This is a genomic window from Cupriavidus sp. FW305-27 (assembly GCF_058787995.1).
Genome location: NZ_JBYTAG010000085.1, coordinates 1 through 21164, shown reverse-complemented (window position 1 = coordinate 21164; position 21164 = coordinate 1). Strand labels below are relative to the sequence as shown.

Sequence of the window (21164 nt, the reverse complement as noted above, 5' to 3'; positions counted from 1 at the left end):
CGCAAACCTTCCATTTAACCCTGATGCCTGCGAATAAACGGCTAGCCCTTGCGCATGATCAGCGCCAGCACCAGCATCGATACCCCGAAGCTGATCCAGACCGACGGCTCTTCGGGCAGCGACAGCCAAGCGGTGACTTTCTCGCCCAGTCCCACCCACGCCAGGTTGACCCAGGCGGCGCACATCAGCCCGATAAACAAGCGGTCGCCACGCGTGGTCGCGATCGGCAGGAAGCCCTTGCGCAGCACCGACGGCGCGCGTATTTCCCAGATAGTCATGGTGATCAGCATGACTACGATGCAGCCGAAGAACACCGCCACCGGTATCGTCCAGACCATCCAGCTCAGCATTGCGCCGTCTCCTTGTGTTGTGATCAGGGTTGCGCCGCGCGCTTACACGCGACCCATCGCGAAGCCCTTCGCGATGTAATGCCGCACGAACCAGATCACGATGCCGCCGGGCACGATGGTCAGCACGCCGGCCGCGGCCAGCACGCCCCAGTCCATGCCCGATGCCGACACCGTGCGCGTCATGGTGGCGACGATGGGCTTGGCATTGACCGAGGTCAGCGTGCGCGCCAGCAGCAGCTCGACCCAGCTGAACATGAAGCAGAAGAACGCCGCCACGCCCACGCCGGCCTTGATCAGCGGCAGGAAGATGGTCAGGAAGAAGCGCGGGAACGAGTAGCCGTCGACATACGCGGTCTCGTCGATCTCGCGCGGCACGCCCGACATGAAGCCCTCCAGGATCCACACCGCCAGCGGCACGTTGAAGACCAGGTGCGCCAGCGCCACGCCCAGGTGGGTATCCATCAGCCCGATGGTGCTGTAGAGCTGGAAGAACGGCAGCAGGAACACCGCGGGTGGCGTCATGCGGTTGGTCAGCAGCCAGAAGAACACATGCTTGTCGCCGATGAACTGGTAGCGCGAAAAGGCATAGGCGGCCGGCAACGCCACGCTGATCGAGATCATCGTGTTCATCGCCACGTAGATCATCGAGTTGACGTAGCCCGAATACCAGGACGGGTCGGTGAAGATGGTCTTGTAATGCTGCAGCGTGAATTCCGCGGGCCACAGCGACAGCGTGGAGACGATCTCCTCGTTGGTCTTGAACGACATGTTCACCATCCAGTAGATCGGCACGATGGCGAACAGCAGGTAGACCAGCAGGAAGCCGGCGCGCCACCAGGTGGCGCGGTTGGCGGGGGGGCGCATCTCAGCCATGGGGCATGTCCTCGCTGCCGGCGGTGCCCGCGCGCTGCATCCAGTTATAGAGGATGAAGCACATGAGCAGGATGATCAGGAAATAGACGATGGAAAACGCTGCCGCCGGGCCCAGGTCGAACTGGCCCACGGCCTTCTGCGTCAGGTACTGCGACAGGAAGGTGGTGGCGTTGCCGGGGCCGCCGCCGGTCAGCACGAACGGCTCGGTATAGATCATGAAGCTGTCCATGAAGCGCAGCAGCACCGCGATCATCAGCACGCCGCGCAGCTTGGGCAGCTGGATATAGCGGAACACCGCCAGGCGCGAGGCGCCGTCGATCTGCGCGGCCTGGTAGTAGGCGTCGGGGATGGCGCGCAGTCCGGCGTAGCACAGCAGCGCCACCAGCGGCGTCCAGTGCCAGACGTCCATCACCAGCACCGTGACCCAGGCATCGAAAGCGCTGCCGGTGTAGTTGTAGTCGAACCCCAACGCCTCGAGAGCGGCACCGAGCAGGCCGATATCGGTGCGCCCGAAGATCTGCCAGATGGTGCCGACCACGTTCCACGGGATCAGCAGCGACAGCGCGATGATCACCAGCACCGTCGATGCCTTCCAGCCCCTGGCCGGCATCGACAGCGCCAGCAGGATGCCGAGCGGGATCTCCACCAGCAGCACCGCCAGCGAGAAGCCCAGCTGGCGCAGCAGCGCGTCGTGCAGCTCGCCATCGCGCAACACGGTGCGGAACCATTCGGTGCCGACAAAGACGCGCCGCTCGGGCGAGATGATGTCCTGCACCGAGTAGTTGACGATGGTCATCAGCGGCAGGATCGCGGAGAACGCCACGCACACCACCACCGGCAACACCAGCAGCCAGGCCTTCTGGTTGACGGGCTTCATGGCACCAGTTCCTCGTTGACGTAGTAGCAGGTATGGCGGTTGAACACCGACAGCCAGGCCGTGTCGCCCAGGCGCAGATCGGCCGCCTCGATACCCAGCCGCGCGCGCAGCGTACCGGCCAGTGCGCCCGCCTCCTGCACTCCGCCGGTCAGCAGCCAGTAAGTGCCGATGTCCTGCGCGCGCTCGACCCGCACCGGCACCGCCTGCGCGTCGCTCTCCGGCGCCAGGCGCAGGTACTCGGGCCGCACGCCGATGCGGAAGCTGCCGGCCTCGCGCAGCGCCGCTTCAACTGACGGCGACAACTCCGGCATGTAGCGGCGACCCGCCAGCTCGATCGCGCCGTCGCGCCACTGCCCGGTCAGGAAATTCATGCCCGGCGAGCCGATGAAATGCCCGACGAAGGTATGCGCGGGACGCTCGAACAGCGCATCCGCCGGCCCCACCTGCACCGCCTTGCCGCGCGACATCACCACCACCTGGTCGGCAAAGGTCAGCGCCTCGGTCTGGTCGTGCGTCACGTAGATCAGCGTCAGGCGGAATTCGTGGTGGATTTCCTTGAGCTTGCGCCGCAGCTGCCATTTGAGCTGCGGGTCGATCACCGTCAGCGGCTCGTCGAAGAGGATGGCCGACACGTCCTGGCGCACCAGCCCGCGCCCCAGCGAGATCTTCTGCTTGGCGTCCGCGGCCAGGCCGCTGGCGCGGCGATCGAGCGTGGCCGACAGGTCCAGCATCTCGGCCACGCGCCCTACCCGCCCGCGCACCTGGGCTTCCGGCACGCCGCGGTTGCGCAGCGGGAAGGCCAGGTTCTCGCCGACGGTCATGGTGTCGTAGATCACCGGGAACTGGAACACCTGGGCGATATTGCGCGCCTGCGGCGTGGCGGCGGTCACGTCGCGGCCATCGAAGGCGATGGTGCCGTGCGAGGGCCGCAGCAGCCCGGAAATGCAGTTCAGCAGCGTGGTCTTGCCGCAGCCGGACGGGCCCAGCAGCGCATAGGCGCCGCCGTCTTCGAACGTGAATTGCAGCGGCAGCAGCGCGTAGTCCTCGTCGGTACGCGGATTTGGCACATAGGAGTGCGCCAGGTCCAGGTCGATGCGCGCCATCTCAGGCCCCTGCCCCGGCAGCTGCGGCCGCGCCGCCGGGCACGTCCGCCGCCAGCCCGCCCGGCCGGCGCGGCGCATGGATGCGGCGCCCGTCGGCGTCGAACAGATAGATCTGCTCGGGCAGCAGGTGCAGTGACACGGGCTCGCCCAGCGCCAGGTCGAGCACGCCGGCGAACTGCGCCACCAGGTTGCCCACCGGGGTATCGGCGTGGACGAAGGTGTCCGAGCCGGACAGCTCGGCCAGCGCCACGCGCCCCGGCACCGCCACCGCGCCCGGCTCACCGGCCAGGCGCAATGCCGACGCGCGTACCCCCACCGTGACCGGGCCGTCGTGCCCGCCCGCGCCGGGCACCGGCACTGAGATGTCGCCGGCCAGCGTGACCCGGCCGCCCTGCAGCCGGCCCTCGACCAGGTTCATCGGCGGATCGTTGAAAGCGCGCGCCACGCGCAGCGAATCGGGGTAGTGGAAGACCTGGGGCGTGGGGCCGTACTGCAGCAGTTCGCCGGCGTCCAGCACCGCGGTATGGCCGCCCAGCAGCAGCGCTTCGCCGGGCTCGGTGGTGGCATAGACCACGGTGGCGTCGCCATGCGCGAACAGCTGCGCCAGTTCCTCGCGCAGTTCTTCGCGCAGCTTGTAGTCAAGGTTGACCAGCGGCTCGTCCAGCAGCATCAGCGGCGCCTCCTTGGCCAGCGCACGCGCCAGTGCCACGCGCTGCTGCTGCCCGCCGGAGAGCTCGGACGGATAGCGGTCCAGCAGGTGGTCGATATGCAGCCGCCCGGCCAGCTCGCGCACGCGCGCGGCAATCTCTGCGGCCGGCGCCTTGCGCAGCAGCCGCAGCGGCGAGGCGATGTTGTCGAAAACCTTGAGCGACGGGTAGTTGATGAACTGCTGGTAGACCATCGATACATTGCGCTCGCGCACCGGCATGCCGGTCACGTCATGGCCGTCGACCAGCACGCGGCCGGCGCTGGGCCGGTCCAGCCCGGCCATCAGCCGCATCAGCGAGGTCTTGCCCGCCTGCGTCGCGCCCAGCAGGATGGTCACCGCGCCCGGAACCGGCGCGAGCGTCATCGGAAAGAGATACGCCTGCGAACCTGCCTGCTGTGCGACGCCTTCCAAACGTAGCTGCATCCGGTCTCCATGTTCGATATGCTTCCCGCAGCACAGCTTTGGCGCGCGATGCAGGCACAAAAGTCTTGGCTTGACGTTCGTTTTAGCAACAAAACGAACGTAAAACAATAGTGCACTGCATCATTTGTTTTCGTTTCTGTTTGAACTAGAATCCCGGCATGACCCTGAATCCCCGCCAGACGGCCCTGCTCGAAGAAGTCCGCACCCAGGGCTTTGCCTCCATCGACGAACTTGCGCGCAAATTCGGCGTCACGCTCCAGACGGTGCGCCGCGATGTCAACCTGCTGGCCGGGAACGGCATGCTGGCGCGCTTCCATGGCGGGGTGCGGGTGGAGGGCTCCACCACCGAGAACATCGCCTACCGGCAGCGGCAGGTGCTCAACGCCGAGGGCAAGGCGCGCATCGCGCGCGCGGTGGCCGCTGCGGTGCCCGAGGGCTGCTCGCTGATCCTGAACATCGGCACCACGGTGGAAGAGATAGCGCGCGAACTGATGCACCACCGCGGGCTGCGCGTGATCACCAACAACCTGAACGTGGCCAATATCCTTGCCGACAACCCCGATTGCGAGGTCATCGTCGCCGGCGGCGTGCTGCGCTCACGCGACCGCGGCATCGTGGGCGAGGCCACGGTGGAGTTCATCCGCCAGTTCAAGGTGGATATCGGGCTGATCGGCATCTCGGGCATCGAGACCGACGGCACGCTGCGCGACTATGATTTCCGCGAGGTCAAGGTGGCGCGGACCATCATCGAGCATTCACGCGAGGTGTGGCTGGCGGCGGACGCCAGCAAGTTCAATCGCCAGGCGATGGTGGAGCTGGCGCATGTGTCGCAGGTCGACCGGCTCTTTACCGACGAGCCGCTGGCAGCGCCGTTCGACCAGATCGTGGCCGACAGTGGGGTGAAGTGTGTGGTGGCGGAGCGGGAGTGAGCGCGCCGGGGACCGGCTTGAGGCTGCCTTGCTGGCGGTGATGCCCGGCGCCTCGCTCTTGCGACAGGCCAGCCCTCTCCCCCGGCCCCTCTCCCGCAAGCGGGAGAGGGGAGAACACCTAGGGTCGGGCAGAGAATTACTTGAACACCACGGTCTTGTGGCCGTTCAGCAGGATACGGTGTTCGGCATGCCACTTGACCGCGCGCGCCAGTGCCACGCATTCCACGTCGCGGCCGACGGCGGTCAGTTGCTCCGGGTCCATGCTGTGGTCCACGCGCTCGATCTCCTGCTCGATGATCGGGCCTTCGTCCAGGTCGGCGGTGACGTAGTGTGCGGTCGCGCCGATCAGCTTCACGCCGCGCTCATGCGCCTGGTAGTACGGCTTGGCGCCCTTGAAGCTGGGCAGGAACGAGTGGTGGATATTGATCGCGCGGCCGGCCAGCTTGCGGCACAGGTCATCGGACAGCACCTGCATGTAGCGCGCCAGCACCACCAGGTCGATCTTCTGCTCCTGCACCACGTCGAACACGCGCGCTTCCTGCGCTGCCTTCTGCTCGGCCGAGGCGTTCATCAGCGGCAGGTGGAAGAACGGCACGTCATACGATGCCGCCAGCTGGTAGAAGTCGCGGTGGTTCGAGACGATGGCCGCGATCTCGACCGGCAGGCCGCCCACCTTGGCGCGGAACAGCAGGTCGTTCAGGCAGTGGCCGATCTTGGACACCATGATCATCACGCGCGGCTTGACCGCGGCGTCGTTCAGCTCCCACTGCATGCTGAACTGGTCGCCCACCGGCGCGAACGCGGCCTTCAGCGTGTCCAGGTCCGGGCCGCCGGCGGCCGGCGTGAAATGCACGCGCATGAAGAAGCGGCCGGCGTACTCGTCACCGTACTGGTCGGAATCGACGATATTGCAGCCGTGCTGGAACAGCAGGCCCGAGACGGCATGGACGATGCCCGGCTGGTCGGGGCACGAGAGGGTCAGGATGAATCCGGTGTTGCTCATGGTGTGTTGTTCTGTCGGAGTGGCGCGGCGCAAGGCCGGAAAAATCAGGTCAGCGCGGTCGGCAAGACCGGCACAGGCGGAACCCGCGGCGACGGCTCAGGCGCGATGGTCAGGACCGAGCCAGCCGCGCCGCCCAAGGGCATCCAGCGTCACCAGTGTCGCATCAACCGTCATGGCGCCGGCCGACATGATAGCAAGCAATGCGGCCACATCGACGCGCCGGTGCTCGCTGACCTCGCCATCCCGGTTGCGCGGCGTGAAGCCGGGCGGCAGCAGCAGGTCGTAGACGTAGACCTGCTCCCACTGTACGCCTTCGGGCAGGTCGCGCAGCACCTCGATCATGCCGTGGGCCTGCGCGCCCTGCGCCAGCGCGGGCGGGATGCCGGATTCTTCCTCGCATTCGCGCACCAGCGTCGCCAGCGGATCGCTGCCGTGCGGCATGCCGCCGGCGACCAGGTTGTCCCACATGCCGGGGTCGACCGACTTGGCCGGGCTGCGCCGCGAGATCCACAGGGCGGGACCGCCGTCGACATCGCCATCCACAATGCCGTTCATGTGCGAGGCAAAGGTCAGCAGCCCGAGAAAGCGCGCCGCCGCGCGCTCCACCACGGCAAGTGCGGGCGCGTCCTGCGCAGGGGTGACCGCGAACAGTTCGTCACGCCAGCCGCGCACATGGCCGGCATCGGCCAGCTGGCGGGCCAGCGCCTGCAGCGCGGCGCTGCGCGCGTCGAAGTCATTGCGCCCGGGCAGCAGTTCTGCCGCCGTGGTGCCATCGGCCAGGCGCTCGTCCGGGCCGAGGATGGCGCCCATACCGCGCAAGATTGCCGCATGGGCACGCGGCAGCCAGCCAACCTGCTGGCCTGCCGCCATCAGGCGCAGCTTGGCGGCGGCGTCGAAGCCGCTGCGCGCCGCCAGCGAGGCGGCGATCTGCGCGGCGGGATCGGCGGCGAAGTTGCCTGCGGCGTCCGCGGGCGGCAAGGAAGACGTTTCAGCCATCAGGAATCCATGCGCCGGCCGGGCCGGCGTGCTTTGTCATTGTCAGGATTGAACGCATGAACCAGCCAGCCGCGCAGGCCCAGCGCCCTGCATCGTCCCAGCTTCCCACCGAGCCGCAATATGTGCTGGCGCTCGACCAGGGCACCAGCAGCTCGCGGGCCATCCTGTTCGACCATGCCGGCAATGTGGTGCGGCTCGCGCAGCGCGAGTTCCGCCAATATTACCCACATCCCGGCCATGTCGAGCACGACCCCTACGAGATCTGGCAATCGCAGCTGGCGGTGGCGCACGCGGTGCTGTCCGATGCCGGCATCTCGGCCGCGCAGGTGCGCGCCATCGGCATCACCAACCAGCGCGAGACCACTGTGCTGTGGGACCGCAAGACCGGCGAGCCGGTCGGGCGCGCGCTGGTCTGGCAGGACCGCCGCACCGCGCCCATGTGCGAGGCGCTGCAGGCCGCCGGCCACGGCGAGCTGTTCCGCGACAAGACCGGCCTGATCATCGATGCCTACTTCTCCGGCACCAAGCTGCGCTGGATGCTCGACAACATCGAAGGCGCGCGCGAACGCGCCCAGCGCGGCGAGCTGGCCTTCGGCACCGTCGACAGCTGGCTGATCTGGCAGTTGACCGACGGCGCGCGCCATGTCACCGATGTGTCAAATGCCTCGCGCACCATGCTGTTCAATATCCACAACTTCGAGTGGGACGATGCGCTGCTGGCGCTGCTGGACATCCCGCACGCGCTGCTGCCCGAGGTGGTGGCGTCCAGCGGCGAGGTGGCGCGCACCTCGGCGCGGCTGTTCGGCATGCAGATCCCCATTGCCGGCATCGCCGGCGACCAGCAGGCCGCCACCTTCGGCCAGGCCTGCCTGTCGCCGGGCATGGCCAAGAACACCTACGGCACCGGCTGCTTCCTGCTGATGAATACCGGCTCGCAGCCGGTCACGTCGCACAACCGGCTGCTGACCACGATCGGCTGGCAGATCCGCGGCCAGACGCAATATTGCCTGGAAGGCGGCGTGTTCATGGGCGGCGCCACCATCCAGTGGCTGCGCGACGGCCTCAAGATCATCAATAGCGCTCCCGAGGTCGAGCCGCTGGCGCGCCAGTGCGACGACACCGGCGGCGTGGTGCTGGTACCCGCCTTTGCCGGCCTGGGCGCGCCGCACTGGGACCCGTTTGCACGCGGCACGCTGGTTGGCATGACGCGCGGCACCGGCCGGCCGCAGATCGCGCGCGCGGCGCTGGAATCGATCGCGCTGCAGAGCGTCGACGTGCTGGAAGCCATGCAGAAGGATGCCGGCATCTCGCTGGCCGAACTGCGCGTGGACGGTGGCGCCTCGCGCAGCGACCTGCTGATGCAGATGCAGGCCGACCTGCTCGGCACCCCGGTGGTCCGCCCGCGCGTGACCGAAACCACCGCGCTGGGCGCCGCCTACCTGGCGGGACTGGCCACCGGTTACTGGAGCGATCCGGCGGAGATCGCGCAGCAATGGCAGGTGGAGCGGCGCTTTGAGCCGAACCTGTCGGCTGACGCGCGCGGCCACCGGCTGGCGCGCTGGCATCGCGCAGTCGACCGCGCGCGCGACTGGGCGCGCGAGGACGAAGCCAGCGGCAGCCACGCCTGAGCGCCGGCCCACCCCGAACACACCCCCAAGAAAAGCGTCATGCAGAGAGTCTCCACCCCGATCCAGCCCCCCGACCGCGCCGCCCTGCTCGCCACCCTGGAGCGCGAGCCGCGCTGGGATGTGATCGTCATCGGCGGCGGCGCCACCGGCCTGGGCACCGCAGTCGACGCCGCCTCGCGCGGCTACCGCACGCTGCTGGTCGAAGCCGCGGATTTTGCCAAGGGCACCTCCAGCAAGGCCACCAAGCTGGTGCATGGCGGCGTGCGCTACCTGGCCCAGGGCAATATCAGCCTGGTGCGCGAGGCCCTGCACGAGCGCGGCCTGCTGGCGCGCAACGCGCCGCACCTGGTGTGGCCGCTGGGATTCGTGGTGCCGGCCTACCAGCTGTTCGACCAGCCCTTCTACGGCATCGGCCTCAAGGTCTACGACATGCTGGCCGGCGACCTCAACCTGGCCGGCAGCCGCTGGCTGAACCACCGCGAGGTGCTGGCCGCGGCGCCCAACCTGGCCGAGCACGTCGGCGGGCGTCCGCTGCGCGGCGGCAATCTGTATTTCGACGGCCAGTTCGACGATGCGCGGCTGGCGGTGGCGCTGATGCGCACGCTGTTCGACGTGGGCGGCACCGCGCTCAACTACATGCGCGTGACGGGCCTGAGCCAGCAAGGCGGCGTGATCAGCGGCGTGACCGTGCAGGATGTGCTGGGCGACGCCACCTTCCACCTGCGCGCCGACTGCGTGATCAACGCCACCGGCGTGTGGGTCGATGCGATCCGGCAGATGGAAGACGGCCACGCGCGCGCCATGGTCGCGCCCAGCCAGGGCGTGCACCTGACGCTGCCGCGCAGCTTCCTGCCGGGCGAGCGCGCCATCCTGATCCCCAAGACCGACGACGGCCGGGTGCTGTTCGTGGTGCCCTGGAACGGCCACACCATCGTCGGCACCACCGACACCCCGCGCCGCGACCTGCCGCTGGAACCAGACGCCGGCGCCGACGACGTCGACTTCATCCTGGAAACCGCGTCGCGCTACCTCGCCAGGGACCCGACCCGCGCCGACGTCACCAGTGTCTGGGCCGGCCTGCGGCCGCTGGTGCGGGCCACCGGCGAGGCCTCTACCGCGTCGCTGTCGCGCGAGCATACGATCCTGGTGTCCAAGGCCGGGCTGATCACCGTCACCGGCGGCAAGTGGACCACTTACCGCAAGATGGCTGAAGACGTGATCGAGACCGCGATCCAGCGCCAGATGGTGCGCGCGGCCCCGTGCGTGACCGCCGAGCTGCCCCTGCACGGCGCGGCGGGGCTGCCGGCCGGGCTGCCGCCGCCGGATTCAGGCTCGCCGGACCGCTACTACGGCAATGAGCTGGACCTGCTGCGCGCGCTGCCCGGATATGACCGCATGCTGGCACCGGCGTCAGGCCTGACCGAAGCGCACGTGCGCTTTGCGGCCCGGCACGAACTGGCGCGCCGGGTCGAGGACGTGCTGGCCCGCCGCAACCGCGCGCTGTTCCTGGACGCGCGCGCCGCCGTGGACGCCGCGCCGGCCGTGGCCGCTATCCTGGCCGAGGAACTCGGCGAGGACGAGGCCTGGCAGGCGCGCGAAATCGAGAGTTTCCGCACGCTCGCCGCCGGCTACATGCTCGGCTGACCCGGACGCCGGCGCCGCCCCTCTCAACTGGCTGACAATCCACCCATCGACCAAGGCAAAGCCATGACCACTCGCCCGATCCTGTCCTGCGCCCGCGCCGTGGCCCTGCTCGCAACCCTCGGCGCATGCGCCGCGGCACACGCCGCCCGTGCGCCCGGCATCGACGGCGTGCGCTTCCCGGACGTGCGCGCCGTGCGCTACCAGTGCGACGGCGGCAAGACGCTTTCCGTGCGCTATTTCAACAGTCCGGACAACCAGGCGGCGGTGTTCCGCATCGATGGCAAGCCCGTGCTGGCGGTCAGCACCGTGTCGGCCTCCGGCGCGCGCTATGTCGGCGGCCGCTACGAATGGTGGACCAAGGGCGAGGAAGGCACGCTGCGCGACCTGATGCAGGCCGAAAACGCCGCGCCGGCGCTGGCCAACTGCCAGGCAAAGCCCTAAGCGCCACATCAACGTTTGAGGTGGCGGCGTTCCGGGCGATAATGCGGGGATTGAATCAGGGAGAACACCATGGACGAGATTGAAGATCTGTCCGATCTGCCGATGCCCCGCTTTATCTGGGGCTTCGCCGTTATCGCAGGCAAAGGCGGCGAGGTCATGCACGACGAGTTCGAGTATCTGACCCATACCCGCAGCCCGCGCTTCACCTGCCGCGTGGTCGAGCTAGAAGACATGCCGGCGGAAAGCGAGGAAGACGCCATCGATGGCCGCATCGTCCATGAAGACGATCCGAGCCGGATGTTCTATATCACCGATGCCGGCATGGCGCTGGTCAATTTCCAGCTGTTCGACAAGATGCCGGACAAGCAGAAATTCAAGCGCATCTGCGACGAAGCCATCGCCAACTGGATGCTGCGCCGCGAATTCCTTGACGAAGAAGAGGACTGACCCGCTCGCGACCTGATGGGGTCAGGCAGGTGGCCGCGGGCGCGGCCACCATATTTCAGCTCTGGCCCTGCTCCGGCGGCAACGCGCCCGCCAGCAGCTCATTGAGCAGCCCGGTCATGCCACCCGGGTGATCCACGGCAAGCGCTTGCAGGCGCTTGACCAGCGTGCCGTCCAGCTTGCACGCAAAGGGCACCAGACCTTGCTCCTGGTCCAGCCGGCGCTGTTCGCGCCGGTCCGGGCGCGCAGCGCCGCCGGGAATACCCCGGCCCGCCGAAGCCTGCTTCAGGCTGTTGGCGATCTTCAGGCCCTTGTTTTTTTCCAGGTCCGTTTTCTTCACGGCATTATCCGAAAGTCTGTAGAGGCCGGTATTGTACGCACTCGCGGCACCCACCGGCCGCAACGCGACCGGCGCCGCTATTCGTTGCCGACTTCGATCAGTTCGGCAGCCACCCGCTGGATTTCCGCATAGACAGGAATGGCCTCCATCGGCCCGGTGCAGCCCACGGCCGTGGCCTGGCTGGCATCGGCGCCAGGCGGCAGAAACACAAAGGCCATGCCGGGCTGCCAGCCGGGATGCTTGCGCAGGCTGTCATTGAGGATGTCGAGATACTGCGCGCGCGTGAAAACGTGCTTTGCCATTGCTACCTCCGGTATCCGCCGCCGATGTGCCGCGTGGGCGCGGTTGTCATGGCGGCGATCGTAGCATGGCAAGGCCACCCGGCGTCACCGTGCTGCGCCCGGTGGCCGGCACCTCAGCACTCGCCCTTCTTGGCGTGGCCGGGTGGGCAGTGATAGCCCTTGTCCTTGTGGCCCTTATCCTTCTGCCCCTTGTCCTTGTACCCGCCCTGGTCCCAGCGACCCGGCACCAGCACCCAGCCGTCGCGCGACTGGATCCAGCGCGGCGACTCATAGATATAGCCGGGGCGTTCACGTTCCCAGCGCCCCTTCTTCCAGGCGTGCTTGTGGTGGTGATCATCCCAGTCCCAGTAGCCCGGCATCCAGACATAGCCGGAGCGCGGTGCGGGCACGACCTCGTAGATCGGGGCCGGCGGTGGTACGCCGATGGCAATATTGACCGACACCTGGGCCATCGACGCCGCACTGAACGTCAGGCCGGAACCCAGCAGGGCCGCCAGCAGGAGGACCTTGGCCGGCCGGAGCGCGCGATGTGTCATGGGAGTCCTTTCTTGTGGAGGAACATGCCCACAGTCTAGCGCGCACCGATCCCGGCGCAATGTAAGAAACGGTATCCGTTGATCACAAAGATGCCGGCGCGCAACACTGGCCCAGCCTAGTGGTCTTCGGCCATCGCCTTGAGCTGGGCCTCGCCCGCTACCCGCGCGGCATCCGAGGTGGTGAAGGTGTCGTCCGAGACGATGGCGCGTCGGATCTGCTGCGCGCCGAAGTCCACCAGCGCGATGACCCACACATAGCGCCCCGCCTGGGGCGCCGTTTGCACAAAGGCCTTCAGGTTGTTCCGCGATTCACTTGCCATGATCCATCTCCTGGTGAGACGTGCCGCAGCACAGGTGTCTGGGAACTCTAGCACATGGCTCGCCCGCTCACCGGGCGGCGGCCTCGGTGGCGAAGTCACGCAATTCGCGCACCCGCGCGGCGCTCATGCGGGCCATGCAGGTCGCTCCGGCCACGCGCGCGGCCGTGCCGCCGGCCGGATTGGCCACATAGGCGCAATTGGCCTGGCGGAATTCCAGCCAGGCACGCTGCGCCACCCGCAACTGGCCGGTGCGCGGCGCTTCCAGCCGCCGCAGCAAGCCTTGATAGGCGCTGTTCAGCGCCACGTCCTGGACCCGTGTTTCGACCGCAGCGCAGCCGAGGATGTCGGCAGTCGAGATGGCCTTGGCCATGCAGCGTTCATATTCAGCGCTCAGGCCATTGCCTTGCTCGGCGCGGGCCGGTGCGCCCGCCATTGCAAGGCCAAGGACGGCAAGACATGCGATGACGCGCATAACGGCTCTCCCATTGCCAGGTGGTGACGCGACGATTCAGGGCCATGCCGGGGCATCGGGCCGCTCAGGCCAGCCAGCGCCCCAGCGTGGCCACGGCGATATTGACCAGCCCGAGCACCAGGTTGGTCCCCACCGCCTGCCGGATGCGGTTCAGCGCGGCACCGGCGGCCGGCCAGTCCTGGGCATCCACGGCCCGGCCCAGCACGCGATACGGCCCAAACCACACGTAGCAGAAAATCACCGTCATGACGAGGCCGACGCCCATCATCAGGTGCCAGTTGCGTGGGGCAGCGGACATGCCCACTGCCGCCATCATCGCCGCACCGCTCAGCAGGATCGCGATCACCGCCGCCCATACCCACGGGAAGAAGCGGGCAAACACGCCGCGCCAGAGCCGCAGCCGCGGCGGCGGTTCCAGCACGGTGCCGGCCACCGGCCGCAGGCACAGGTAGGCGAAGAACATGCCGCCCACCCAGACGGCAACGCCGGCAACGTGCAGGAAGCGGAAAAGCGGGTCGGCAATCATGGCGGCATGCGGCGGCGAGGCGCGCGTTGGGGACGATGGACCCATTCTAAGTGTTGTGCCCGCCACGGCGAAGCGCTGCGCGCGTTCCCGCGTGACTTCAGGAAAACGACCCAAAACCGTTAAACATTCCGTATCACGCCGCGTCGCAAACGGGCCCCACGCAAGCATGCCCGCACAAGCGGGTTCCGGGGCGGATTCCGCCCGTGCCGGACGCTTGACCGCCCGGAACCCGCCCCCGGACAATAACCGCGGCTGCGGCCAGCCCACCATCCATACAGGCCGTACCGAACCTCCTTTCCCAGACCATGGCTCCTGCCCCAGCCAGCGCCCTTCCCAGTGCCGATTCCACCCGACGTCCACCGCTGCTGCGCCGCGCCCTGCCGGCCCTGCTCGCCGTGACGCTGGCGGTGCTGCCGGCCATGCTGCCGCCGGCGGTGACGGCGCAGCCCGCGCCGCAGCGCACCGACCTGGTCGCGCGCGTGGTCTTCAGCCTGCTGGGGTATGCACGCTGGCCGGTTGAGCGCGACCCGGTGCGGCTGTGCGTGGACAGCACCAGCCGCTACTCCGCGCGGCTGATGGAAGGCGGCACGCTCGCCAACGGCCGCCCGGTGCGCGCGCGCCAGGTCGACGTGCTGGCCGACATGCTGTATCCGGCCTGCGATGCCCTCTACATCGGCGCCATGAACGAAGCCCGCCGCAAGCGGCTGTCGGGCGAGCTGACCGGCCGCCCTGTGCTGGTGATCGCCGAGGAAGACTTCGAGTGCGAGGTCGGCAGCATGTTCTGCCTGAACATCCGCGACCAGCAGGTTTCGTTCCGCGTCAACCTCGACACGCTCGCCCGCAGCGGCGTGCACGTGCACCCCGGCGTGCTGCAGCTGGGCCGCCGCAAGGGAGCGCCGTCATGAGCGCCCACCAGCCGGCGCGCGGCAACGGCGCCCGCCCCACCCTCTACAGCGTGCTGCGCCGAATCCACCTGGGCGTGGCGCTGATCGCGGTATTTACTGCCGGGGTATCGCTGACCGCCCTCGGCCTGACCGCACTGCGCGTCTATGCCGACCACAACGTGCGGCTGGTGGCCCGCTCGATCGCCTACACCCTGGAGGCGCCGGTCGTATTCCGCGACCAGGCGGCCACCAGCGAGACACTGGCGGCCATCGCCGCGTCCGAGGACATCGCGCGCGCCACCGTCTACGACCACGGCAACCACGTGCTGGCCGAATGGCAGCGCCCCGGCCAGGCGCCACTGACCGGCTTGCGCCACGTGCTGAGCGAGTGGCTGAGCATGGGGGTCGTGGAACAACCGATCCTGCACCAGACGCAACAGGTCGGCATGCTGCGCGTCAGTGGCGATCCCCGCAACCTGCTGCATTTCCTGCTGCGCGGCGCGCTCGGCCTGCTTGGCTGCCTGCTGCTGACCGCCGTCGGCGCCCACTACCTGGCCAGCCGGCTGCTGGTGCAGATCGTCGAGCCGCTGCGCAACCTGATGCGCGTGGCGCACGCGGTGCGTTCCAAGCGCGATTTCGCGCAGCGCACGCCGCCGGCCAGCATCGCGGAACTCAATGCCCTCAGCGAAGATTTCAACGGCCTGCTGGACGAACTGCAGACCTGGCAGAACCAGATGCAGCACGAGAACCGCTCGCTCGCCCACCGCGCCAACCACGATGCGCTGACCGGCCTGCTCAACCGCGCCGCCTTCGTCGAAGCGCTGGAGCACGCCGTGCGCCATGCCGCTGCCAACGACGAATACGCGGCCGTGCTGTACCTGGACAGTGACGATTTCAAGAACATCAACGACCGCCACGGCCATGCCGCCGGCGATGCCGTGCTGGTGGCCGTGGCCCAGCGCATCCGCGCCAGCCTGCGCGCCGGCGACACCGTGGCACGCATCGGCGGCGACGAATTCGCCGTGCTGGCCGCAGCGCTGCGCGCGCCGCGCGACGCCATCCATATCGCCGAGCATATCCTGCAGGCGATGTCCGCCCCGATCGACCTGCCCGACGGCAGCACGGTGCAGGCGTCGCTCAGCATCGGCCTGGCCGTCTTCCCTGTCCACGCGCAAGGCAGCCAGGCGCTGCTGCACGCGGCCGACGCCGCCATGTACGGCGCCAAGCGGCGCTCCGGCGGCACCTGGCAAAGCGCCGAGCCGCGCCTGGACGTCACGCAATGAGAACCCGCATGCCCGAACGCCTGACCCCGCCCTGCTGGAAGTCCCTGTGGAAACTCTGGCTCGCCGCCGTCGTGCTGGCGGGGCTGTCGCTGGCCGGCTGCCAGACCGCGCCGCCCGCCACCGGGCTGTCTCCGGCCCAGGTCGCGGTGCTGAAGCAGGAAGGCTTCGCCCTGACCGATGAAGGCTGGGAACTCGGCTTGTCAGACAAGCTGCTGTTCGGATTCAATGAGGACCTGATCGACGCTGAGCGCGCCGCCAATGTGCAGCGCCTCGGGCGGGCGCTGAAGGGCGCGGGCATCGAGCGCCTGCGCGTGGATGGCCACACCGACGACGCGGGCTCGGCCGAATACAACCAGTCGCTGTCAGTGCGGCGCGCCGAAGCGGTGGCAAGGCTGCTGGCGGGCGCCGGCTTTGCGCCGGAAAACATCGAAGTTCGCGGACGGGGCAAGAGCCGCCCAGTGGCCGACAACCGCACCGCCGCCGGACGCAGCGAGAACCGGCGCGTCGCCATCGTCGTATCGGTCGAGTAGGACGACGGCCGGCGCTTCAGTCCCCGAACGGATTGGGCGCGCGGTTCTCCGGCGCGTCGCTCAGGTCGAACTCGTCGCGCACCTTGTCGACCACCGCGCGGATGCTGGCCTCGTAGCCGGACGCATTGCCGAAGCCCGTCATATTCCAGTTGCGCCCGCGCGCATCGCGCGCGTGCGGCACAGGCGCCGGCACCCGGACCTTGGCGCCGTCCTCGCCGATTTCATAGATTTGCTGGATGCGCCGGCTCACCTCGTCCTGCAGGGCACGCCGGCCACGCTCACGCTTGGCCATGGCTGACTCCTCGATCGATCCCGAGGCATCCTAGCACGCACGCAAATCAGCTCAAAGCGCAGCCTTGGCAGCCTGGTACGCAGCGTAAAGCCGGCCAAAGACCGGCCCCGGCACCCCCTTGCCGATGGCGCGGCCATCGATGGTCACCACCGGCAGCAGCTCCTTGCTGGCCGACGACAGCATCACCTCATCGGCGGCGAACACCTCTTCCTTCGCAATGCGGCGCGCCTCCAGCGCAATCCCCATCGCGGCACAGACCTCTTCCATGAACCCGTAGCGGATGCCTTCCAGGATCAGGTTGTCCTTGGGCGGCGCCATCACGCGGCCATCGCGCACCACCCACACATTGGACGCCGACGCCTCGGTCAGCCAGCCATCCCGGAACTGGATCGCCTCGATCACGCCGTGCTCCACCGCATGCTGCGCCGCCAGCACGTTGCCCAGCAGCGACGTCGACTTGATCTGGCAGTTCAGCCAGCGCCGGTCCTCCATCGTCACGCACGCCACGCCCTGCTCAAGCATCTGCGCCGACGGCAACGCCATCGGGTTGGTCATGATCAGCACCGTCGGCACGACCTCCTTCGGAAACGCATGCGTGCGCTTGGCGACGCCGCGCGACACCTGGATGTAGACCAGCTGGTCCGACAGGCCGTTGGCCTCGACCACCTCGCCGACCAGCTCCAGCCACTGCCCGGCGCTGTATGGATCGGGAATCCCGATGCCCTCCAGGCTGCGGTGCAGGCGGGCCAGATGCTGGTCCGCGCGGAATGGCTTGCCGTTGTAGTAAGGGATGACTTCGTAGATGCCATCGCCAAAGATGAAGCCGCGGTCGAGGACGGGGATGCGGGCTTCGGAGAGAGGGGTCAGGGTGCCGTTGAGGTGGACGATGGGTTCGGACATGGGGGCAAGTGGCATAGATTCGAAATAGATGCCTGATTCTTTCACGGGCAGGCACACAGGTTCATGCAATTTGCGCATGAGGTTGGCTACCCGTGCCAAGCCGGCGCCGGCGCGCAGGCTCAGGCTGGCGGCAGCGCTTTCGACAGCAGCACAGTGGTAAGGCCGCTGTCCCAGCTTTCGTCGGGATAGAAATCGATCTCGGCATAACCATGGCGCCGGTAGAACGAGCGGCTTTGCACGTTGAATGTGTCCGTCTCCAGCCTCGCCTCGCAATGCCCGGCGCGGGCAATCTCGCCTTCGGCATGGGCCAGCAGCGCCCCGCCCAGCCCCATGCGTTGCCATGTTCGCCCGACATGCAGGGCCCAGATAAAGTTGTTCTCCCAATCCACCATGGCCGCGGGCACGCCATCCACGCAGGCTACGCGGAATGCTTGCAGGCGCGCTTCGACGTAGCTTCGGGTCTTGCCTTGCCGTTCAAAAGCAGCTGCCGCGGCGGCTGTCAATTGCGGCTTCCAGGTGCCGAGGTAGGTGTCGGTCAGGATGGCTTCCACCGCTTGCGCGTCTGCGGGCAAGGCGGGGCGGATTTCGAGTTGGAAGGTGAGTTTGGTCATGGCCGGGAGGATACCGGGCACCGGGTACATGGCGGAAGCCCTCTCATGGCCAGAACAACTGGATCGGCACGCTCAGCCAATCCGGCGCCGAGATGGCTGGCATAGCCATGTCGCCTTGCGGCAACACCTCTATTTAGAGGGATGCGCGATACAAGGTCCTATACGACCATCGCTCACGGGCGATCCCGCGACTCGCCCACTACTACTTCAGCCCTCGCCTACCCTGGCCGAGGGCTTTTCTTTGGGCCCTTCAGGCATACGAAGCCACCAGAGACTGGAAACAAAAAAGCCGCCCAGGCGGGCGGCTTTGCTTTGCATAGTGTTCTGGCGGAGAGAGGGGGATTCGAACCCCCGATAGGCTGTTAACCTATACACGCTTTCCAGGCGTGCGACTTAAACCACTCATCCATCTCTCCGGGAAGTCGGAGATTATAGCAGAGTTGCCTGGCGAATCCAGTGCCTCGTCGCCGTATCCCCCCTTACTTGACAACCCCATCCGCCCTACCCCTTGCGCAGGTAGCTCACCAGCCGGTCGATCACCGGTGCATTGCGTGGCGTCAGCAGGCTGACGATGATGGCCACGGCGAAGCCCGCCGGCACACCGAAGGCGCCGGAGGCGATCGGGTCGACGCCGAACCAGCGGTTGCCGAAGATGCCGGTCATGCGGGTGAAGAACGGGTAGTTGACGATGATGTAGTAGACCGCCACGCCCAGCCCGGCGGCCATGCCGGCGACTGCGCCGGCGGCGGTGGTGCGGCGCCAGAAGATGCCGAGGACCAGTACCGGAAAGAAGCTGGAGGCGGCCAGCGAGAACGCGGCGCCGACCAGGAAGAGGATATTGCCGGGGCGCAGCGATGTGACGTAGGAGGCAAAAAGCGCCACGCCCAGCAACACGATCTTGGCGGTGGTGACGCGCCGCTGGTGGCTCGCCTGGCGGTCGACCATGTGATAGAAGACGTCGTGCGAGAGCGCATTGGCGATGGTCAGCAACAGGCCGTCGGCGGTGGACAGCGCCGCGGCCAGGGCGCCGGCGGCGATCAGGCCGGAGATCACGTATGGCAGGCCGGCAATTTCCGGGGCGGCCAGCACGATCATGTCGGGCTGGAGCAGGATCTCGGCCCATTGCACGATGCCGTCGCCGTTGACATCGCGGATGCCGAACACGGGTGGATCGACCTTGCGCCATTGCACCACCCACTGCGGCAATTCGGCGTAGGGGGTTCCCACCAGGTGCTGGAAGAACTCGAATTTGACCAACGCTGCCAGCGTGGGCGCGGACACGTACAGCAAGGCGATGAAGAACACGGCCCAGGCCACGGAGTTGCGCGTTTCCTTGACCGACGGGGTGGTGTAGAGCCGCGTCAGGATGTGCGGCAGGCTGGCGGTGCCGACCATCAGGCAGAACACCAGCAGGACAAAATTCAGCCGCTTGGTCTTGCGCTCCTGCTCCGATGCCGCGGGATAGGGTTCGGTCGATGACAGCGAATGGCGGCTGCGGGCCAGTGCGTCTGCCCGCTGCTGGTTCCACTGCTGCTGTGCCGCCGCGGGGTCGCGCGGGAATTCCAGCCGTTCGCGCTCCAGCGACTTGATGTCGCGCAGCGGGGCATTGCGCGTGCGCAGGTCCTGCAGCCGCGCGTCGAGCGCGTCGCGCTCCTGGGCAAAGGAATCGGGCAGCCGGGCGATGCGCTCCTGCAGCAGGATGGCCTGCTGCCGGTAGTACTCGCGCACGGCCTGCTCGGCCGGCTCGCGCTCCAGTTGCTGCTCGCGCGCGTCGAGTTGCGACAGCAGCGTGCCGTAGCTGAGCTGCGGCAACGCTTCGTGGTGATGCTTCCACGCGATCATCGATACCGTGACCAGGAAGGCGACGATCATCATGATGTACTGCGCCACCTGCGTCCATGTGACCGCGCGCATGCCGCCCAGGAACGAGCACACCAGGATGCCGGCCAGCCCGAAGAAGATGCCGACGGCAAACTCCACGCCGATAAAGCGCGTCACCACCAGCCCCACGCCCTGGATCTGCGCAACCAGGTAGACGAAGGAGCAGAGCGAGGCCGCCAGCACCGCGATCGCGCGCACTGGCAGGTTGCCGCCGGGCTTGCCGTTGCCGTAGCGCGCCGCGAGGAAATCGGGAATGGTGTAGCCGCCGTACTTGCGTAGGTACGGCGCCAGCAGGAAGGCCACCAGGCAGTAGCCGCCAGTCCAGCCCATCACATAGGCCAGCCCTTCGTAGCCCGAGGCAAACAGGATGCCGGCCAGGCCGATGAAGGACGCCGCGCTCATCCAGTCGGCGGCAATCGCCATGCCGTTGAACAGCGCCGGCACGCGCCGCGAGGCAACGTAGTACTCGTTCAGGTCAGAGGTGCGGCAGATCAGGCCGATGCAGGCATAGATCGCGATGGTGATGAAGAGGAAGACGTAGCCGAGCCACAGCGCATCGGCATTGGACTTTTCAAGCAGCCCCATCATGCCGACGAAGCCGAACAACCCTAGCGTGAACAGGCCGTAGTACAGCAGCAACCGTCGGCGAAAGCGCGACTGGGCTTCAGGCATTGGGGACGGTCCGTGGTCGGTGGGGGGCTATCGTAACAAACCCGCCGGCGCGCGGGAACGCGGCGGCGGGTTCAAGGGCTCGATCGGGCCGAAGCCAGACGATCACTGCGCCTGCTTGAGCTGCTCCAGGATGGCCGGATTCTCCAGCGTCGAGGTGTCCTGCGTGATCTCCTCGCCCTTGGCCAGCGACCGCAG

The 21164-nt window shown here is 67.6% G+C and carries 25 protein-coding genes and 1 tRNA gene; 8 read left to right on the top strand and 18 right to left on the bottom strand.

What is annotated here, in order from left to right; translation table 11 throughout:
- Positions 1–41 precede the first annotated feature (41 nt).
- Genes AC3WRI_RS29465 through AC3WRI_RS29445 form a run of 5 tightly spaced genes read right to left on the bottom strand, consistent with a single transcriptional unit; the run spans position 42 to position 4335 of the window.
- The gene (locus AC3WRI_RS29465) at positions 42–350 is read right to left on the bottom strand and encodes a DUF2160 domain-containing protein (RefSeq protein ID WP_010814342.1); all 309 of its coding nucleotides are present in this window, start codon (positions 348–350) and stop codon (positions 42–44) included.
- A 42-nt stretch (positions 351–392) separates the two neighbouring features.
- On the bottom strand, positions 393–1223 hold the full coding sequence (locus tag AC3WRI_RS29460) for a carbohydrate ABC transporter permease (RefSeq protein ID WP_011615695.1): 831 nt from the start codon (positions 1221–1223) through the stop codon (positions 393–395).
- Positions 1216–2100 (bottom strand): carbohydrate ABC transporter permease, encoded by an 885-nt coding sequence (locus AC3WRI_RS29455; RefSeq protein WP_010814344.1) that lies wholly within the window; start codon positions 2098–2100, stop codon positions 1216–1218. The genes AC3WRI_RS29460 and AC3WRI_RS29455 overlap by 8 nt, the downstream gene beginning before the upstream one ends.
- On the bottom strand, positions 2097–3203 hold the full coding sequence (locus AC3WRI_RS29450) for an ABC transporter ATP-binding protein (protein WP_492294616.1): 1107 nt from the start codon (positions 3201–3203) through the stop codon (positions 2097–2099). The genes AC3WRI_RS29455 and AC3WRI_RS29450 overlap by 4 nt, the downstream gene beginning before the upstream one ends.
- Before the next feature lies 1 nt (position 3204).
- The gene (locus tag AC3WRI_RS29445) at positions 3205–4335 is read right to left on the bottom strand and encodes an ABC transporter ATP-binding protein (protein WP_011615698.1); all 1131 of its coding nucleotides are present in this window, start codon (positions 4333–4335) and stop codon (positions 3205–3207) included.
- Between the two features lie 158 nt (positions 4336–4493).
- On the opposite strand from AC3WRI_RS29445, the gene AC3WRI_RS29440 reads away from it, so the two are divergent.
- Entirely contained in the window at positions 4494–5264 is a 771-nt protein-coding gene (locus AC3WRI_RS29440; protein WP_010814347.1) for a DeoR/GlpR family DNA-binding transcription regulator, read from the top strand.
- A 136-nt stretch (positions 5265–5400) separates the two neighbouring features.
- Here AC3WRI_RS29440 and purU read toward each other — a convergent pair whose 3' ends face one another.
- Complete coding sequence (purU, locus tag AC3WRI_RS29435; protein WP_011615699.1) at positions 5401–6267, bottom strand: formyltetrahydrofolate deformylase; 867 nt, start codon at positions 6265–6267, stop codon at positions 5401–5403.
- Positions 6268–6363: 96 nt separating this feature from the next.
- Complete coding sequence (locus tag AC3WRI_RS29430; protein WP_492294615.1) at positions 6364–7263, bottom strand: NUDIX hydrolase; 900 nt, start codon at positions 7261–7263, stop codon at positions 6364–6366.
- Between the two features lie 56 nt (positions 7264–7319).
- On the opposite strand from AC3WRI_RS29430, the gene glpK reads away from it, so the two are divergent.
- The 4 genes from glpK (at position 7320) to AC3WRI_RS29410 (ending at position 11423) form a co-directional block, all read left to right on the top strand.
- Positions 7320–8891 carry a glycerol kinase GlpK gene (gene glpK, locus AC3WRI_RS29425; RefSeq protein WP_058697213.1) on the top strand — a complete coding sequence of 524 codons (1572 nt, stop codon included), beginning with the start codon at positions 7320–7322 and terminating at the stop codon, positions 8889–8891.
- A gap of 39 nt (positions 8892–8930) precedes the next feature.
- Positions 8931–10535: a glycerol-3-phosphate dehydrogenase/oxidase gene (locus AC3WRI_RS29420; RefSeq protein ID WP_010814351.1), complete on the top strand. Its 1605-nt coding sequence runs from the start codon at positions 8931–8933 to the stop codon at positions 10533–10535.
- A gap of 63 nt (positions 10536–10598) precedes the next feature.
- Positions 10599–10976, top strand: coding sequence for an MliC family protein (locus tag AC3WRI_RS29415; protein WP_010814352.1), 378 nt, complete (start codon positions 10599–10601; stop codon positions 10974–10976).
- Between the two features lie 69 nt (positions 10977–11045).
- Positions 11046–11423 (top strand): hypothetical protein, encoded by a 378-nt coding sequence (locus AC3WRI_RS29410; protein ID WP_010814353.1) that lies wholly within the window; start codon positions 11046–11048, stop codon positions 11421–11423.
- Positions 11424–11478: 55 nt separating this feature from the next.
- Here AC3WRI_RS29410 and AC3WRI_RS29405 read toward each other — a convergent pair whose 3' ends face one another.
- The 6 genes from AC3WRI_RS29405 to AC3WRI_RS29380 form a co-directional block, all read right to left on the bottom strand.
- Positions 11479–11760 (bottom strand): hypothetical protein, encoded by a 282-nt coding sequence (locus tag AC3WRI_RS29405; RefSeq protein ID WP_010814354.1) that lies wholly within the window; start codon positions 11758–11760, stop codon positions 11479–11481.
- A gap of 77 nt (positions 11761–11837) precedes the next feature.
- Positions 11838–12062, bottom strand: coding sequence for a hypothetical protein (locus tag AC3WRI_RS29400; protein WP_010814355.1), 225 nt, complete (start codon positions 12060–12062; stop codon positions 11838–11840).
- Positions 12063–12175: 113 nt separating this feature from the next.
- Positions 12176–12598: a YXWGXW repeat-containing protein gene (locus AC3WRI_RS29395; protein ID WP_010814356.1), complete on the bottom strand. Its 423-nt coding sequence runs from the start codon at positions 12596–12598 to the stop codon at positions 12176–12178.
- 116 nt (positions 12599–12714) lie between these two features.
- Complete coding sequence (locus AC3WRI_RS29390) at positions 12715–12918, bottom strand: hypothetical protein (RefSeq protein ID WP_010814357.1); 204 nt, start codon at positions 12916–12918, stop codon at positions 12715–12717.
- A 67-nt stretch (positions 12919–12985) separates the two neighbouring features.
- Entirely contained in the window at positions 12986–13390 is a 405-nt protein-coding gene (locus tag AC3WRI_RS29385; RefSeq protein WP_010814358.1) for a lysozyme inhibitor LprI family protein, read from the bottom strand.
- 64 nt (positions 13391–13454) lie between these two features.
- Positions 13455–13916 carry a CopD family protein gene (locus AC3WRI_RS29380; RefSeq protein WP_010814359.1) on the bottom strand — a complete coding sequence of 154 codons (462 nt, stop codon included), beginning with the start codon at positions 13914–13916 and terminating at the stop codon, positions 13455–13457.
- A gap of 305 nt (positions 13917–14221) precedes the next feature.
- Here AC3WRI_RS29380 and yfiR point away from each other — a divergent pair, with 305 nt between their 5' ends.
- From yfiR to yfiB, 3 genes are read left to right on the top strand one after another with little or no spacing between them, the layout of a single operon-like run.
- Positions 14222–14821 carry a regulatory sequestration protein YfiR gene (gene yfiR, locus AC3WRI_RS29375; RefSeq protein WP_492294613.1) on the top strand — a complete coding sequence of 200 codons (600 nt, stop codon included), beginning with the start codon at positions 14222–14224 and terminating at the stop codon, positions 14819–14821.
- Positions 14818–16083 carry a diguanylate cyclase DgcN/YfiN gene (dgcN, locus tag AC3WRI_RS29370; protein ID WP_492294612.1) on the top strand — a complete coding sequence of 422 codons (1266 nt, stop codon included), beginning with the start codon at positions 14818–14820 and terminating at the stop codon, positions 16081–16083. Before yfiR ends, dgcN begins: the two co-directional genes overlap by 4 nt.
- An 8-nt stretch (positions 16084–16091) precedes the next feature.
- On the top strand, positions 16092–16613 hold the full coding sequence (gene yfiB / locus AC3WRI_RS29365) for an outer membrane lipoprotein YfiB (protein WP_041687459.1): 522 nt from the start codon (positions 16092–16094) through the stop codon (positions 16611–16613).
- A gap of 16 nt (positions 16614–16629) precedes the next feature.
- Here the strand turns inward: yfiB and AC3WRI_RS29360 are convergent, their stop codons facing one another.
- The 5 genes from AC3WRI_RS29360 to AC3WRI_RS29340 form a co-directional block, all read right to left on the bottom strand.
- Positions 16630–16905, bottom strand: a complete 276-nt coding sequence (locus AC3WRI_RS29360; RefSeq protein WP_010814363.1) for a hypothetical protein — start codon at positions 16903–16905, stop codon at positions 16630–16632.
- A gap of 51 nt (positions 16906–16956) precedes the next feature.
- Entirely contained in the window at positions 16957–17805 is an 849-nt protein-coding gene (locus tag AC3WRI_RS29355; RefSeq protein ID WP_492294610.1) for a D-amino acid aminotransferase, read from the bottom strand.
- A 119-nt stretch (positions 17806–17924) separates the two neighbouring features.
- Positions 17925–18446, bottom strand: a complete 522-nt coding sequence (locus tag AC3WRI_RS29350; protein ID WP_492294608.1) for a GNAT family N-acetyltransferase — start codon at positions 18444–18446, stop codon at positions 17925–17927.
- Between the two features lie 295 nt (positions 18447–18741).
- A tRNA-Ser gene (locus tag AC3WRI_RS29345) sits at positions 18742–18832 on the bottom strand.
- An 85-nt stretch (positions 18833–18917) separates the two neighbouring features.
- Entirely contained in the window at positions 18918–20969 is a 2052-nt protein-coding gene (locus AC3WRI_RS29340) for a VC_2705 family sodium/solute symporter (protein ID WP_010814366.1), read from the bottom strand.
- Positions 20970–21164: the final 195 nt, after the last annotated feature.